Source organism: Pseudomonas lutea (assembly GCF_000759445.1).
GTDB lineage: Bacteria > Pseudomonadota > Gammaproteobacteria > Pseudomonadales > Pseudomonadaceae > Aquipseudomonas > Aquipseudomonas lutea.
Window position 1 is genome coordinate 1,292,303 of the sequence record NZ_JRMB01000001.1, and the last position, 16,821, is coordinate 1,309,123.

Sequence of the window (16,821 nt, forward strand, 5' to 3'; positions counted from 1 at the left end):
ATGCCTAGGGCTTTTTTGGCCAGTGCGGCACTTCTTTACGGGCGCCCGTCACCATACTGCGTGCGGGCAACTCGCCCCAGCTGCCCTCGCCGTCCTGCGGCGGCTTATGGTCCGTTTGACCCGCGTCGGCCGGGCTCTCGGCTGTGCGGGATGGCGGCTGATCGAGTGCTGGCCGGGGTAAGGATGGTTGCGTCGGCTGTTGCGATTGTTGGGGTTGTGGGGGTTGCTCAGCCGGTTGCGATGACTGCCGAGGCGGTTGCGGTGCGCGGCGTCGGTGACGCAGGGCGAAGTCGGCCACGGCATCGATGTCGGCCTCGGCGATAGCAGGACTTCCGCGCCAGGCTGCATGTGCGCGAGCGGCTCGCAACCACACCAGATCCGCGCGCAAGCCGTCGACTCCTGCTGCAAAACAGCGCTCGGTGATCAACCCCAGACTTGCGTCATCCAGGGCAATGGTCTCCAAGAGCCCCCGGGCGCTTTCACAACGGGCCTTGAGCGCTTGCTGCTGCGTTGCCCACTGCTGACAAAACGCTTCGGGTGCCGCGTCGAAATCCAGACGACGACGGATGATCTGCCCACGCTGCTCCGGCAGCGTCTGCCCGCTCAGTGCCACGTTCAGCCCAAAACGGTCGAGCAGTTGGGGCCGCAGTTCGCCCTCTTCCGGGTTCATGGTGCCGATCAGAACGAAGCGCGCCGGGTGGCGGTGAGACAGGCCATCACGCTCCACCAGATTGACGCCGCTGGCGGCCACGTCCAGCAGCAGGTCGACCAAATGGTCAGGCAGCAGATTGACCTCATCGACATACAGCACGCCGCCGTCCGCCTTGGCCAGTACGCCTGGCGAAAACGCCGCGCGGCCCTCACCCAGCGCGGCGTCCAGGTCCAGCGTACCGACCAGCCGTTCTTCAGTAGCGCCCAACGGCAACGTCACGAACTGACCACTTGCCAGCAAATCTGCCACGCCGCGGGCCAGCGTCGATTTGGCCATGCCGCGCGGCCCTTCGATCAACACACCGCCTATTTTCGGATCGATGGCGGTCAGGCATAGCGCAACCTTCAGGTCATCGGCACCGACGACAGCAGCCAGAGGAAAATGTGGAATGTCGGTCATGTCGGGCCCTGCTTGTGCATCAATGAGTGGGGTGGTGGCGTGCGCCGGCAAGCGCAAGTGTGCAGTTCGCGATGGCAGCTGACCGTTGATTCATGACTCTTCGATGTCCAGCAACAGATTCTCCAGCGCCTCGCGGTAGTCGCCCGGCGCCTGCCACAAACCTCGCTGTTGCGCTTCGAGCATGCGTTCGGTCATGTCGCGCAACGCATCGGGGTTGTGTTGCTGAATGAAGTCGCGGGTTGAGGCATCCAGCAGGTAAGCGTCGGCCAGCAGAGCGTACTGATGGTCATCGATCAGCTCGGTGGTGGCGTCGAAGGCAAACAGGAAATCCACCGTCGCGGCCATTTCGAACGCGCCCTTGTAGCCGTGACGCTTGACCCCCTCGATCCATTTCGGGTTGGCAGCGCGTGAACGCACGACCCGGTTCAGCTCCTCCTTGAGGGTGCGTATCCTGGGCAAATCAGGCTGGCTGTTGTCGCCGTGGTAACTGGCAACCTTGGCGCCGGCGAGGCTTTCCGCCGCTGCGAGCATGCCGCCTTGAAACTGGTAATAGTCGTTGGAGTCCAGCAAGTCGTGTTCGCGGTTGTCCTGGTTTTGCAGGACGGCCTGAACCTGGCTCAGGCGTTTGGCAAAACCGTCCCGCGCAGGCGTTCCTTCATCGCTCCCGCCATAGGCATAGCCGCCCCAGTTCAGGTAAACCTCGGCGAGGTCTTCACGGCTCTGCCACAGGCGCCCGTCAATAGCGTTCTGCACGCCTGCACCGTACGCGCCGGGCTTGGCGCCGAAGATCCGCCAGCCAGCCTGCTTCGCGGCTTGCTCGGCATCCACACCGTCGCGCTGCATCTGCGTTCTTTCCTGCCTGACGCGAGCCGCCAGCGGGTTCATGTCATCGGGCTCGTCCAGCGCCGCCACGGCCTGGACGGCCGCATCGAACAGCCGGATCAAATTGGCGAACGCATCCCGGAAGAATCCCGAAACCCGCAGCGTGACGTCAACCCGCGGGCGGTCCAGCAGGCTCAGCGGCAGGATTTCAAAATCATCCACGCGTTGACTGCCGGTCGCCCACACGGGCCGCACGCCCATCAGCGCCATGGCCTGGGCGATATCGTCACCTCCGGTGCGCATCGTCGCAGTGCCCCAAACCGATAGCCCGAGTTGACGTAAATAATCACCATGATCCTGTAAGTGCCTCTCCAGCAAGAGATTTGCGGATTGAAAGCCGATTCTCCAGGCCGTCATGGTGGGCAGATTGCGCACGTCCACCGAGAAGAAATTGCGCCCTGTAGGCAGGACGTCAAGCCGTCCGCGACTCGGCGCACCGCTCGGTCCGGCCGGCACGAAGCGGCCGCTCAACGCCGCGAGCAGGTTCGCCATCTCGGAAGGGCCGCAGGCGTTCAGCCGAGGAATCACAACCTCGCGCATACTCTCAACTACCTCTGCCAACGCATTGTTAGCAAAGGAATATTCGAAAACCGAATCCGCCAGCAAGTGCTCAATCATCTCACCTGCCAGCAGCTCGAGTCGCTCGCGGGTGTCACCTGCGGTGCGCCACGGGTCGAGGCTTACTTCATGTAACACCTGAGGTTTGGCACCTGCCCAGGGCGCGCCCAAGTCACAGTCCAGCGGGTCAAAATCCAGGTCCAGCGCCTGACTCAACACGCGCAGCAGACTGGCCTGACCGCCTCGGCCGTCGCCGCGGGGTACACGCACCATCGCCAGCAGGGTGTCGGTGCGCAAGCGACCCGTGGGCGATTCGCCGAACACGTGCAGGCCATCACGGATCTGCGATTCCTTGAGGTCGCACAGATAGGTGTCAAGACGCGGCAACCATACGGTCGGGTCCGCTGCATCAGTGTCGCCTTCGAGCGCCAGCTCGCGGTCGATGTGGGTTTCGCGGACCAGCGCAAGAATGTCCTTTTGCAGTTCCCGGGCGCGCCGCGGATCCAGCAGCTGCGCTTCGTAGTATTCGTCGGCCAGCAGTTCAAGGTTGCGTAAAGGGCCATAGGTTTCGGCGCGGGTCAAAGGTGGCATCAGGTGATCGATGATCACTGCCTGAGTGCGCCGCTTGGCCTGGGCGCCCTCACCCGGATCATTGACGATGAAGGGGTAGATGTTGGGCATCGGCCCCAATATCGCATCCGGCCAGCAATGCTCGGACAGACCGACGCCCTTGCCCGGCAGCCATTCGAGGTTGCCGTGCTTGCCAACGTGGATCACTGCGTGGGCGCCGTAGCGATTGCGCAACCAAAAATAGAACGCCAGATAGCCGTGGGGCGGCACCAGATCGGGGTCGTGGTAAACGGCGCTGTGGTCAACGCTGTAGCCTCGCGCCGGCTGGATCCCGACGAAGGTCATGCCCAGGCGCAGGCCGGCGATCATCATGCGTCCGTCTCTGCACATGGGGTCGGTGTGTGGCGCTCCCCAGCGTGCGGTGACTGCCTCGCGATTGGCAGCGGGCAGCGCCTGAAACGCGGCCAGGTATTCCTCCATCGACAGGCTTTGGTGGCACGGCCGCTGGTCGAGGCTGTCCGGGTCGTTGGTGACGCCACCGAGCAAGGCGTGAATCAGCGCAGTGCCGGTGTCGGGCAGGTCCTGGACCGGGTAGCCCTCGCGCTGCATCGCGCTCAGAATGTTCAGCGCCGCCGCCGGGGTGTCGAGCCCTACGCCGTTGCCGATGCGGCCGTCACGGGTCGGGTAATTGGCGAGGATCAGCGCCACGCGCTTGTCGGCGTTGGCGGTACGCGCCAGAAGCACCCAGCGTCGGGCCAGTTCGGCAACGAAGTCCATCCGCTCCGGTTGTGCGCGATGGCACACCACATCGGACTGGCTGCGCTCGCTGCGCCACGCCAGGTCTTTGAAGCTGATGGGGCGACTGATGATGCGGCCGTCCAGTTCCGGCAACGCGATGTGCATGGCCAGGTCGCGCGGGCCGAGACCTTGAGCGCTGGCCCGCCACGCCGGTTCGTTTTCCTGGGCGCAGATGGCCTGAATCACCGGAATGTCGCGGCGAAACGGACGCACATGGGGCGCGTCAGGGCTGGACTGGGCGAACCCGGTGGTATTAAGGATGACTTCGCACTCGACCTCATCCATCCAGCCCTGCACGGCGGCCAGGCAATCAGGCTCCTTGAGACTGGCAACGGCCATTGGCAAAGGGTTCATCCCTTGCGCCATCAAGCGTTCGCAAAACACGTCGATGAAGCCGGTGTTGGCCGCCTGCAGATGGGAGCGATAGAACAGCACGGCAGCGACCGGCTGGTCGGCACGCCAGTCGGCCTGCCAGCGGGCCAGATCGGCGTTGGGGTTCTGCGGATGATAGATCACGCTGCGCGGCAGGGTTTGCGGCTCGGCCCAGGCAGCAAGGCCACCCAGCCATCGCGTGGCAATGAAGTTGAGCAACTCCTGCGCATTGTGTTTGCCGCCCTGGCGCAGGTAGTGCCAGACCCGCTCGCAGTCTTCGGTAGATTCGGTACTCAGCCCGATCAGCTCAGGGTCCGGCTTGTCGCAACCCGGCACCAGAATCAGCTTGACCCCTTTGGCCGCCAGCTCCACGAGACGCTCGACGCCGTAACGCCAGTAACTCATGCCGCCGTGCAGGGAAAGCACGATGACCTTGGCGTGACGCAGCACTTCGTCGACGTACAGGTCCACCGAGGCGTGATTCTGCACCTGCATCGGATTGGCCAGACGCAGCGTCGGATAATCATCCGGCAACTGCTGCGCGGTTTCGGCGAGCAATGCCAGATGCGAATCACCGCTGCACAGGATTACCAGCTCGGCGGGCGTCTGCCCCAGATCGGCAATGCTGTCATCGGGAACGAAACCGCCGGGCTGTGTACGCAGCAGGTGCATGGTTAGCCCTGCGTTCCGAGCGCCGCGCGCAACTGCGCTTCAAGCACAGCGGCGTCGAGTTCCTGGCCGATCAGCACCAGCCTGGTTTCGCGGACTTCGTCGGTCTTCCAGGCGCGATCAAAGTGCTTGTCGAAGCGTGTGCCGACGCCTTGAACCAGCAAGCGCATCGGCTTGCCAGGGATGGCGGCAAAGCCCTTGACGCGCAAGATGCCGTGCTGCACAACCGCCTGAGTCAGCGCGTCGAGCAACAGCGATTCATCCGCCTGGGGCAAGTTGATCGAGATCGAGTCAAACGCATCATGGTCGTGATCGTCAGCGTCATCGCCTTCATGGTGATCGTGATGGGTCTTGCGGCCATCAATGTGCAGCTCGGACTCGGCACCCAGGCCCAGCAACACGCTGATCGGCAACTGGCCCTTGCTGGCCTCGACGACTTTCACCGCAGGCGGCAGCTCTTCGGTCACCTCGGCACGCACTGCAGCCAGTGCAGCGGCATCGAGCATGTCAGCCTTGTTGAGAACGACCAGGTCAGCACTCGCCAACTGATCCGCGAACAGCTCGTGCAGCGGCGATTCGTGGTCCAGGTTCGGGTCCAGCTTGCGCTGGGCATCAACCTGATCCGGGAACGCCGCGAACGTGCCGGCCAGCACCGCCGGGCTGTCGACCACGGTGATCACGGCGTCGACGGTGCAGGCGTTGCGGATTTCCGGCCATTGAAAGGCCTGGACCAGCGGCTTGGGCAGCGCCAGCCCCGAGGTTTCGATCAGGATGTGGTCGAGGTCGCCGCGACGGGCAACCAACTCCTGCATCACCGGGAAGAATTCTTCCTGAACGGTGCAGCACAGGCAGCCGTTGGCCAGTTCGTACACCCGGCCAAGGGCTTCTTCCTCGGTGCAACCGATGGTGCACTGCTTGAGGATGTCGCCGTCGATGCCCAGCTCGCCGAATTCGTTGACGATGACCGCGATACGCCGGCCCTCGGCATTGTCGAGCATGTGCCGCAGCAAGGTGGTTTTGCCCGAGCCGAGAAAGCCGGTGACGATGGTGACGGGGAGTTTGGCCAGTGTTTTCATCGGTTGCCCTCAGGCGTGCGGCAGGGCAACGAGGACGAAAACAGCGCAGGGCCGGCAGACGCAGGCGCGCAGTTCGATTCGCCACCGGATCACCCCGCCCGGTTGTAGTGAAATGCTCCGGCTGCTGACAGGCAGTCCGATTCGAGGCAGGTCTCCTGGCTCACGGCGGCCGTTCGCTGATGCTGTGATCGGCGACGGCTATTCATCGCGCCTTCCCGCTCGCGCAGTGGCTGTGCAATGACGCTGTCCGTTTACAGTTGCGGGGGCAGCTGCGGCATGTGACCGCATTCCCTTCTTAGCGCCGGCGCCCATCAAGCAGGCAGCCTGCGAACCTCAAGTGCGCAAGGCTACGCAGTGACCGCAGGCGGGTCAATCGCCGCTGTGCGTCAATTGCCGGTGCCGTGGACTGCACGACGACCGGACGTGCCGACGCCGCCGTTACCGGGCGGATCAAGCGACCGGTTGACGGGCTGATTGACGGGGTGCGGCCCCCATGGTCTCCTACACGCCTTGTTACGGGTGCCCTTCACAGGGTGAAACGGGAAACCGGTGCGCGCAGACCTTCGGGTGCGCAAGTCCGGTGCTGCCCCCGCAACGGTAAGCGAGCGAAGCGTCAAATCCACTGTGTCGGTGACGACATGGGAAGGTGGCGCTTGCAGGCACTGACGCAGTGAAGGTTGCTGCGTGCGCCCCTCGCGAGCCCGGAGACCGGCCCGACAACGACACATAACAAACCCGCGGTGGGCGGGCGCTGTTGCGTCACTGTCGGCAATTGCCTGCGGTTTCTTTGCGCCTTTCCGTCCGCTGAATGACTTCAGAGGGAAGCGCCATGTCCATCAGTACACCCCGCCCGACTGCAACAACCGCTCCTGCCCCGGCAACAACCGTCACGGCTACGCAAAGCCAGCGTCTCGTCGCCGCCGCGGGCGCGATGCTGCTCGGCGCGTTCCTGGTCTATTTCGCCGGCTTCTCTCATATCGATGCCGTGCATAACGCTGCTCACGACACCCGCCACAGCTCTGCTTTCCCTTGCCATTGAGGCCTGCCGCCATGTTCAAACGAATCGCGCAAACAGCCGGATTCACCGGGCTGCTGGCGGCCCTGCTGCTGACGCTGCTGCAAAGCTTCTGGGTTGCACCGCTGATTCTGCAGGCGGAAACCTGGGAAAAGCCTGCGGCGGTCCAGGCACATGAGCACGCTGACGGCACCTCGGCCGGCCATGTTCATGACGCCGAGGCATGGGAACCGGAAAACGGCTGGCAGCGCGTGCTTTCTACCGCCGGCGGCAATCTGGTGGTGGCAGTGGGTTTTGCATTGATGCTGGCGGCGCTGTATACCCTGCGCGCGCCAGCCAGTGCTCGTGAAGGCGTCCTGTGGGGCTTGGCGGGCTACGCGGTGTTTGTGGTAGCGCCCACCCTCGGACTGCCGCCAGAGCTGCCCGGCACTGTGGCCGCGGACCTCACGCAACGGCAGATCTGGTGGGTGAGCACTGCAGCGTCCACTGCGGTCGGCCTGGCACTGATGGTGTTCGCCCGGCATTGGCTGCTCAAAGCGCTGGGCGCATTGATTCTGGTGGTGCCGCACCTCGTAGGCGCTCCCCAGCCAGCGGTGCACTCGGCCCTCGCGCTGGAAGCCCTGCAAACGCAGTTCAAGCTCGCATCGCTGCTGACCAACGCTGCGTTCTGGGTCGCGCTGGGTTGGATCAGCGCCTGGCTGTTTCGTCGCAGTGAGCCAGGCGCGACCCACAGCGGCCTGAATCCCGCCTTGTGAGTCCGGCGGGCGACAGACAGCGGGGGGCTCGGCCGGTGCGGGTGGTGGGTCTGGGCTGTCAGCGCGGCTGTTCGGCATCGGCACTGCGGCAGTTGATGGAGGCGTGTTTGAGCGAACATGGGCTTGCGTTGCGCGATGTCACCGCCCTCGCCTCCATCGACACCAAAGCCGATGAGCCTGGCCTTCGCGAACTGGCTGACGCACTGCAGTTAACGGTCGCGTTTTTCAGCGCCAGCGACCTTGCTGCTTACGAGCCCTCGCTGACTCATCGCTCGGACATCGCCTTTGAACGCACCGGTTGCTACGGCGTGGCGGAAAGCGCTGCGCTGGCAATGGCGGAGCGGTTGTCAGGCTTCCCAGCGACGCTGATTATCCCGCGCCGTAAAGGCGCGCAAGCGACGTTCGCATTGGCGGGCCAAAGCCCGGAGGACTGGGTTTAGCGGGGAAAGCGTCAGGCGTCACACTGCGAATTTGGGGGTGTACACACTGGCCTCTTCCCGGCTGAAGCCGGTCCCACTGAAGCAGAATGAGTGCAGACGACCGAATCACTCAGGGCTGAGTACATTTGCGGGGCGGCGACGCATCCAATGAAGCTGCGCGTACTAAATTCCATTCAGGACACTCTATGACCGTTTATTTCATCGGCGCCGGCCCCGGCGACCCGGACCTGATCACTGTCAAAGGCCAGCGGCTGATTCGTACTTGCCCGGTGATTATCTATGCAGGCTCGCTGGTGCCCGAAGCGGTGCTGGAGGGGCATCAGGCCGTTCAGGTGACCAACAGCGCCTCGCTGCATCTGGAGCAGATCATCGATTTGATGAAATCTGCTCATGCACAAGGTCAGGATGTTGCGCGTGTCCATTCTGGCGACCCCAGCCTCTATGGCGCCATCGGCGAACAGATCCGCTGCCTGCGCGACTTGCAGATCCCCTTCGAGATCATTCCCGGCGTCACCGCCACCGCTGCGTGCGCTGCCCTGCTGGGCACCGAGCTGACGCTGCCGGACATTTCCCAGACCGTGATTCTGACCCGCTACGCCGACAAGACCGACATGCCCGACGGTGAATCCCTCGGCGAGCTGGCACGCCATTGCGCGACCATGGCGATTCATCTGGGGGTAAATAACCTGGGCAAGATCGTCGCAGAACTGACCCCCCACTACGGCACGGACTGCCCGATTGCCGTGGTGCATAGGGCCAGCTGGCCGGATCAGGACTGGGTTACCGGGACCCTGGCGGATATTGAGGAAAAGGTCCGCGTCAAAGGCTTCCGACGCACCGCGCTGATTCTCGTGGGCCGGGTTTTGGACAATGACGTCTTCAGCGAGTCATCGCTGTACCAGGCTGGGCATGCTCACCTGTTCAGGCCGTAAATCCTCGCCGCAAACGTGGAATTCTGAAGGACCGGCTTGCTGGCGAACCGGATAGGTCAGCGATGAACCTATCGCCTGGTTTTACACTTTCGCCAGCAAGCCGGCTCCTACGATTTTGCTTCCACCACAAATCATGCGAACGCCGTAAATCCCCTGTACGAGCGCGCTTGCCCGCGAAGGCGCCGCCACAGCCCGCACCCTGCTTGCCTGACACACCGCTTTCGCCAGCAAGCCGGCTCCTACGAATTTGGCGTCCACCACAAATCATGCGAACGCCGTAAATCCCCTGTACGAGCGCGCTTGCCCGCGAAGGCGCCGCCACAGCCAGCACCCTGCTTGCCTGACACACCGCTTTCGCCAGCAAGCCGGCTCCTACGAATTTGGCGTCCACCACAAATCATACGAACGCCGTAAATCCCCTGTAGGAGCGCGCTTGCCCGCGAAGGCGCCGCCACAGCCAGCACCCTGCTTGCCTGACACACCGCTTTCGCCAGCAAGCCGGCTCTTACGAATTTGGCGTCCACCACAAATCATACGAACGCCGTAAATCCCCTGTAGGAGCGCGCTTGCCCGCGAAGGCGCCGTCACAGCCAGCACCCTGCTTGCCTGACACACCGCTTTCGCCAGCAAGCCGGCTACTGCGAATTTGGCGTCCACCACAACTCATGCGAACGCCGTAAATGCCCTGTAGGAGCGCGCTTGCCCGCGAACGACTTTCAGCAGCGACATTTTTATCGCTGGCCCATCGCGTTCGCGGGCAAGCGCGCTCCTGCAATGACCGGAGCTACCTTCCGCCCACAAAAAAGCCCCGAACCAGTCGGGGCTTGGCTTGCAACACGCTCTTGCTCAGTAATACGCGTTTTCTTTCTGCGTGTGGTCGGTCACGTCGCGTACGCCGGTCAACTCGGGTATGCGTTCCAGCAGGGTGCGCTCGATACCTTCCTTGAGCGTCACGTCGGCCTGGCCGCAGCCCTGGCAACCGCCACCGAATTGAAGAATCGCGACATTGGCGTCGTCTTCTTCCACCACTTCGATCAGGGTGACCTGCCCGCCATGGCTGGCCAGACCCGGATTGATCTCGGTTTGCAGGTAATAATTGATGCGCTCGTTGATCGGGCTGTCGGCATTGACCATCGGGACTTTGGCGTTTGGCGCCTTGATGGTCAGCTGGCCGCCCATGCGATCAGTGGCGTAGTCGACAACCGCGTCGTCCAGAAACGCTTCACTGAACGCGTCGATCCACGCGGTAAAGCTCTTCAGGCCGATGGCCGTGTCTTCAGGTTTTTCTTCACCCGGCTTGCAATAGGCAATGCAGGTTTCAGCGTATTGGGTGCCAGGCTGGGTAATAAACACGCGGATGCCGATGCCCGGGGTGTTCTGCTTTTCAAGCAGATCGGCCAGGTAATCGTGGGCGGCATCAGTAATCGTAATAGCGGTCATGAAAATTCCTCGCAGACGTGGGACGCAGTTTACGCCAATCAACAGCGCCTGACAAAGCCCTAGTGTTTTAGTCGGGTAAAGGCCCTGACACCTGCCGCATCGATCAGGACAACGCTGCGTCCCGGTTCGCCCTTCTCTCGTCGAGCCAGCCCTTCATGCGTCGATACAAGCCCTTCTCGATCCATTCGTAGCTCAGCCATGCACCCAGCGCGATGACCGGCACACAGACCGCGAAAACTCCATACGGGTTAAGACCATAGCGTTCGCTGGCCAGCCAGCCGGCATACAGCACCAGCACGTGGAGCAGGTACACCGAGTAGGAACAATCGCCCATGACTTTGAGCAGGCGGTAGTTGCGCAGATAGGGTTCGAGAGAAATACATGCCACAACGATTACCGCGCTCGGCAGCCCCCAGTTAATGATGCGCGGCGCCGGTTGCAGGTTATCAATGGCGAACAACGCAGCGCCGATCGCCAGCAATGGCAGCCACAGCCGCTCGCCGATCCATCCGCGGCGGTACACGATGCCCACGAAGATGCCGAGCAGGAACTCATACACGATGTCATTGGCGTAGAACCGACTGACCAGTCCTGAGCGGCCCAACACATCGGTGATGGCGAACAGCGCCGCGCCAAGAATCAGTGGTCGCAGTCGTTGCTGAAACAGGAAGACCAGCGAGAACAGCACGTAGAAGAGCATTTCATAGTTAAGAGTCCACCCGACATTGAGAGTGGGATAGAGGCCGTAACCGCCCGGGTTTTCTGACGGGATAAACAGCAGCGACAGGATGAAGCTTTGCCAGTCGACCACCTGGTGCGGCAGCAATGGTTGGGCCACCACAACCAGCAGGCCCATCACCAGCGTGTAAAGCCAATAGGCCGGAACGATGCGGATGACGCGGTTGAGCATGAATCGACCGGCCGGAATGTCCCGGTCGACCGTTGACAGGTAGATGACCAGACCGCTGATGACGAAAAAGATGTCGACGCCCACGGCGCCTTTCTCAGTGAAAAAGCGGCCGACAGGCCCACTCGGATGGAAGTCGAAAAAAATCTGCATGAAGTGGTGACACACAACGGCCCATGCGGCGAGTGCCCGCAGGGCTTGAACCGAAATCAACATCTGCAACCTCTTGCTTCGTCTGGATTGACCTTCGGCCAGGCACTCAAGCAGGGCTGGCTCGAAGAGCGACTCATCACGTCCGACTTCGAAAGTTGCAAAAAGGTTCGGCAGCACTGACAGGCTGCATAATGGCTGCGCGCCATGTTTTATAAGGGTTTTAGCGTTTCGGTCAGCCTCCGCGGTGGTGTGGGGCACGCTGGTTTCTCCCGAATCCGTAGGAGCCGGCTTGCTGGCGAAAAAGGCCGGGCAGGTTGCGTGAAGGGTGGCTGGAACGAGGGGTTCGCCAGCAAGCCGGCTCCTACGGGACGTGGGACGGCGGCTAGTGCGTTGATCGGCAAACGGCACTTGGCAGTTGGCTGTTGGCAGTTGGCAGTTGGCAGTTGGCAGTTGCCGGCTGGGAGTCGACCGGCAACATGAGCAAAATTCATGTAAAACCCGAAGTGATTTAAATCCGTACAGGTTTGCTATTATTTCGCACTTTTCAGCGCCACTTATTTTCGTACTTCTTCATCCGGGTAACGTCCATGTCAGATCGCAACGCGCGTCTTCAAGCACTTCAGCAGGCTCTTCAACAGCGGATCCTGATTCTCGACGGCGGCATGGGCACGATGATCCAGAGCTATCGGCTGGAGGAAGAAGACTACCGTGGCAAGCGCTTCGCCGACTGGCCCAGCGACGTCAAAGGCAACAACGACCTGCTGATCCTGACCCGACCGGACGTGATCGGCGCGATCGAGAAGGAATACCTGGACGCCGGCGCTGACATCCTCGAAACCAACACCTTCAACGCCACTCAAGTGTCCCAGGCCGACTACGGCATGGAAGCGCTGGTGTACGAGCTGAACGTCGAAGGCGCGCGACTGGCGCGTCAGGTGGCCGATGCCAAGACCCTGGAAACCCCCGACAAGCCGCGTTTTGTCGCCGGCGTGCTGGGTCCGACCAGCCGCACCTGCTCGCTGTCGCCGGACGTCAACAACCCTGGCTACCGCAACGTCACGTTCGATGAACTGGTGGAGAACTACACCGAGGCCACCAAAGGCCTGATCGAAGGCGGTGCGGACATGATCCTCATCGAAACCATTTTCGACACCCTCAACGCGAAAGCGGCGATCTTTGCCGTTCAGGGCGTTTTCGACGAGCTGGGCTTCGAGCTGCCAATCATGATTTCCGGCACCATCACCGACGCTTCGGGCCGCACCCTGTCGGGCCAGACCACCGAAGCATTCTGGAACTCGGTGCGCCACGCCAAGCCGATTTCCGTGGGCCTCAACTGCGCGCTGGGCGCCAGCGAACTGCGCCCGTACCTGGAAGAGCTGTCCAATAAAGCTGAAACCCATGTTTCCGCACACCCTAACGCCGGCCTGCCAAACGAGTTCGGTGAATACGACGAAGCCCCGGCCGAGATGGCGAAGGTGGTGGAAGAGTTCGCTCAGAGCGGCTTTTTAAACATCGTGGGGGGTTGCTGCGGCACCACGCCGGCGCACATCAAGGCCATCGCCAACGCCGTTGCACCCTATGCGCCGCGCCCGATCCCGGACATTCCCAAGGCCTGCCGTTTGTCCGGCCTGGAGCCGTTCACCATTGATCGCAGCTCGCTGTTCGTCAACGTCGGCGAGCGCACCAACATTACCGGTTCCGCCCGCTTCGCCCGCCTGATCCGTGAAGACAATTACACCGAGGCCCTGGAAGTCGCCCTGCAGCAGGTCGAAGCCGGCGCGCAGGTGATCGACATCAACATGGACGAGGGCATGCTGGATTCGAAGAAGGCCATGGTGACCTTCCTCAACCTGATCGCCGGTGAACCTGACATCTCCCGCGTGCCGATCATGATCGACTCCTCGAAGTGGGAAGTCATCGAAGCCGGCCTCAAGTGCATCCAGGGCAAGGGCATCGTCAACTCGATCAGCATGAAAGAAGGCGTCGAGCAGTTCATTCACCACGCCAGACTGTGCAAGCGCTATGGCGCAGCCGTGGTGGTCATGGCGTTCGACGAAGCCGGCCAGGCCGACACCGAAGCGCGCAAGAAGGAAATCTGCAAGCGCTCCTACGACATCCTGGTCAACGAAGTGGGCTTCCCGCCGGAAGACATCATCTTCGACCCGAACATCTTCGCCATCGCCACCGGCATCGAAGAGCACAACAACTACGCCGTGGACTTCATCAATGCTTGCGCCTACATCCGCGACGAGCTGCCGTATGCGCTGACCTCGGGCGGCGTGTCCAACGTGTCGTTCTCGTTCCGCGGCAACAACCCGGTGCGTGAGGCGATTCACTCGGTGTTCCTGCTGCACGCGATCCGCAACGGCTTGACCATGGGCATCGTCAACGCGGGCCAGCTTGAGATCTACGACCAGATACCGGCGGAACTGCGCGAAGCGGTGGAAGACGTGGTGCTCAACCGCAACCCGGACGGCACCGACGCGCTGCTGGCCATCGCCGACAAGTACAAGGGCGACGGCTCGGTCAAGGAAGCGGAAACCGAAGAATGGCGCGGCTGGGAAGTCAACGAGCGGCTCAAGCACGCACTGGTCAAGGGCATCACCACCCACATCGTCGAAGACACCGAGCTGTCGCGCCAATCGTTCAAGCGCCCGATCGAAGTCATTGAAGGCCCGCTGATGGCGGGGATGAACGTGGTCGGCGACCTGTTCGGCTCGGGCAAGATGTTCCTGCCGCAAGTGGTTAAATCGGCCCGTGTGATGAAACAGGCCGTGGCGCATTTGATTCCGTTCATCGAAGCGGAAAAAGGCGACAAGCCGGAAGCCAAGGGCAAGATACTCATGGCGACCGTCAAGGGCGACGTCCACGACATCGGCAAGAACATCGTGGGTGTGGTGCTGGGCTGCAACGGCTACGACATCGTTGACTTGGGCGTGATGGTGCCGGCAGAGAAGATTCTGCAAGTCGCCCGCGAGCAAAAGTGCGACATCATCGGGCTGTCCGGCTTGATCACGCCGTCGCTGGACGAAATGGTTCACGTGGCCCGCGAGATGCAACGTCAGGATTTTCACTTGCCGTTGATGATCGGTGGCGCCACCACGTCCAAGGCCCACACCGCGGTGAAGATCGAGCCCAAGTACAGCAATGACGCGGTGATCTACGTCACCGATGCGTCCCGCGCCGTGGGGGTGGCCACGCAGTTGCTGTCTAAGGAACTGAAAGCCGGTTTCATCGAAAAGACCCGCGCCGAATACGTCGAGGTACGCGAGCGCACTTCGGCCCGCAGCGCCCGCACCGAGCGCTTGAGCTACGGCGCGGCCATCGCCAAAAAACCGCAGTTCGACTGGACCACTTACGCGCCGGTAAAGCCGACGTTTACTGGCGTAAAAGTGCTGGAAGACATCGACCTCAACGTGCTGGTGGATTACATCGACTGGACGCCGTTCTTTATTTCCTGGGACCTGGCCGGCAAATACCCGCGCATCCTCACCGATGAAGTCGTGGGCGAAGCCGCCACTTCACTGTTCAAGGACGCGCAAGAAATGCTGCACAAGCTGATCGACGAGAAGCTTATCCGCAGCCGCGCGGTGTTCGGCTTCTGGCCCGCCAACCAGGTCGATCACGACGACATTCAGCTGTTCGACGACAACGGCGCGCCGTTGGCCAAACTGCATCACCTGCGTCAGCAGATCATCAAGACCGACGGCAAGCCGAACTTCTCACTGGCCGACTTCGTTGCGCCTTCGGGCAGCGGCGTGACCGATTACGTGGGTGGCTTCATCACCACCGCAGGCATTGGCGCCGAGGAAGTCTCGAAGGCGTATCAGGACAAGGGCGACGATTACAACGCCATCATGGTCAAGGCCCTCGCCGACCGGCTGGCCGAAGCCTGTGCCGAATGGCTGCACCAGCAGGTGCGCAAGGAGTACTGGGGCTACGCCCACGATGAGCAGTTGGGCAACGACGAGCTGATCAAGGAGCAATACACCGGCATCCGCCCTGCCCCGGGCTATCCGGCCTGCCCGGACCACACCGAAAAAGGTGTGCTGTTCGACCTGCTGGATCCGACCCAGGGCGAAGGCAAGCCCGGCGTCAGTGGCGTGTTCCTTACCGAGCATTACGCAATGTTCCCGGCCGCGGCGGTCAGCGGCTGGTACTTCGCCCATCCGCAGGCGCAATACTTCGCCGTCGGCAAGGTAGACAAGGACCAGGTCGAAAGCTACACCGCGCGCAAACAGCAAGACCTGCGCGTGACCGAACGCTGGCTGGCGCCAAATCTGGGGTATGACGAGTAAGGCGGGACCCTGGTCGTTTGGCTGGGTTTACACACTCAGCCAATACACACCCACAAGAGCGCGCTTGCCCGCGAATAACCGATACAGACGACAAAAATATGTCGGATGTACCGGCCAGTTCGCGGGCAAGCGCGCTCCTACAAATGCTCGGACAGCCGGTTCATCCATCAAGCCCCGCGCCGACCGTGCCGGCGATTCATTCCCGGGCACTCATGCCGCTCATTCGCCTGATTCGCCTGATTCGCGTTGCTGCGACGGCATCGGCTGGGTGCCGCAAAACGTTGGTGAATGGAGGTCATTGTAGGAGCGCGCTTGCCCGCGAAAAATTGTCCAGACGATAAAAACGCGTCGGATGTACTGCCCCTTCGCGGGCAAGCGCGCTCCTACAAATGGTCGAACAGACGGTTCATTCATCAAGCCCCGCGCCGCGCGTGCTGACGATTCATTCTGCGGGTACCCATGGCGCTCATTCGCCTGATTCGCCTGATTCGCGTTGCCGCGACGGCGTCGGTTGGATGCCGCAATCCGTCGGTTGAATGGAGGTCATTGTAGGAGCGCGCTTGCCCGCGAAAAATTGCCCAGACGATAAAAACGCGTCGGATGTACTGCCCCTTCGCGGGCAAGCGCGCTCCTACAAATGGTCGAACAGACGGTTCATTCATCAAGCCCCGCGCCGCCCTTGCCGGCGATTGGTTCTGCGGCTACTCATGCCGCCCATTCGCCTGATTCGCGCTCCTGCGAAGAAGTCAGTTGGGGCGCCGCAAACCGTCTGTTGAATCGAGATCATCGTAGGAGCGCGCTTGCCCGCGAAAAATTGTCCAGACGATAAAAACGCGTCGGATGTA

Annotated in this window: 10 protein-coding genes and 2 riboswitches; of the genes, 5 read left to right on the forward strand and 5 right to left on the reverse strand. The window is 62.0% G+C overall.

Going from position 1 to position 16,821, the window contains the following annotated elements:
* Positions 1 to 4 precede the first annotated feature (4 nt).
* The 3 genes from LT42_RS05340 to cobW form a co-directional block, all read right to left on the reverse strand.
* Positions 5 to 1,111, reverse strand: coding sequence for a magnesium chelatase ATPase subunit I (locus LT42_RS05340; protein ID WP_037010523.1), 1,107 nt, complete (start codon positions 1,109 to 1,111; stop codon positions 5 to 7).
* A gap of 90 nt (positions 1,112 to 1,201) precedes the next feature.
* Complete coding sequence (gene cobN, locus LT42_RS05345; protein ID WP_037010525.1) at positions 1,202 to 4,963, reverse strand: cobaltochelatase subunit CobN; 3,762 nt, start codon at positions 4,961 to 4,963, stop codon at positions 1,202 to 1,204.
* A 2-nt stretch (positions 4,964 to 4,965) separates the two neighbouring features.
* A complete protein-coding gene (gene cobW / locus LT42_RS05350; protein WP_037010527.1) occupies positions 4,966 to 6,036 on the reverse strand; it encodes a cobalamin biosynthesis protein CobW in 1,071 nt (356 codons plus the stop codon).
* Positions 6,037 to 6,164: 128 nt separating this feature from the next.
* A riboswitch (cobalamin riboswitch) is annotated at positions 6,165 to 6,387 on the reverse strand.
* 149 nt (positions 6,388 to 6,536) lie between these two features.
* A riboswitch (cobalamin riboswitch) is annotated at positions 6,537 to 6,767 on the forward strand.
* 98 nt (positions 6,768 to 6,865) lie between these two features.
* Between cobW and LT42_RS25155 the strand changes: the two genes are divergently transcribed.
* From LT42_RS25155 to cobM, 4 genes are all read left to right on the forward strand, one after another.
* Positions 6,866 to 7,075, forward strand: a complete 210-nt coding sequence (locus LT42_RS25155) for a CbtB domain-containing protein (RefSeq protein WP_081955321.1) — start codon at positions 6,866 to 6,868, stop codon at positions 7,073 to 7,075.
* Positions 7,076 to 7,086: 11 nt separating this feature from the next.
* Complete coding sequence (locus tag LT42_RS05355; protein ID WP_052075097.1) at positions 7,087 to 7,806, forward strand: CbtA family protein; 720 nt, start codon at positions 7,087 to 7,089, stop codon at positions 7,804 to 7,806.
* Entirely contained in the window at positions 7,803 to 8,246 is a 444-nt protein-coding gene (locus tag LT42_RS05360; RefSeq protein ID WP_052075099.1) for a cobalamin biosynthesis protein, read from the forward strand. The genes LT42_RS05355 and LT42_RS05360 overlap by 4 nt, the downstream gene beginning before the upstream one ends.
* 185 nt (positions 8,247 to 8,431) lie before the next feature.
* A complete protein-coding gene (gene cobM, locus LT42_RS05365) occupies positions 8,432 to 9,178 on the forward strand; it encodes a precorrin-4 C(11)-methyltransferase (RefSeq protein ID WP_037010531.1) in 747 nt (248 codons plus the stop codon).
* 846 nt (positions 9,179 to 10,024) lie between these two features.
* Here cobM and nfuA read toward each other — a convergent pair.
* Together nfuA and LT42_RS05375 are read right to left on the reverse strand one after the other, a co-directional pair.
* Positions 10,025 to 10,618, reverse strand: coding sequence for a Fe-S biogenesis protein NfuA (nfuA, locus tag LT42_RS05370; RefSeq protein ID WP_037010533.1), 594 nt, complete (start codon positions 10,616 to 10,618; stop codon positions 10,025 to 10,027).
* A gap of 103 nt (positions 10,619 to 10,721) precedes the next feature.
* The gene (locus LT42_RS05375) at positions 10,722 to 11,741 is read right to left on the reverse strand and encodes an acyltransferase family protein (RefSeq protein ID WP_037010535.1); all 1,020 of its coding nucleotides are present in this window, start codon (positions 11,739 to 11,741) and stop codon (positions 10,722 to 10,724) included.
* A 524-nt stretch (positions 11,742 to 12,265) separates the two neighbouring features.
* On the opposite strand from LT42_RS05375, the gene metH reads away from it, so the two are divergent.
* Positions 12,266 to 15,976, forward strand: a complete 3,711-nt coding sequence (metH, locus tag LT42_RS05380) for a methionine synthase (RefSeq protein ID WP_037010537.1) — start codon at positions 12,266 to 12,268, stop codon at positions 15,974 to 15,976.
* The last annotated feature ends 845 nt before the right edge of the window (positions 15,977 to 16,821 follow it).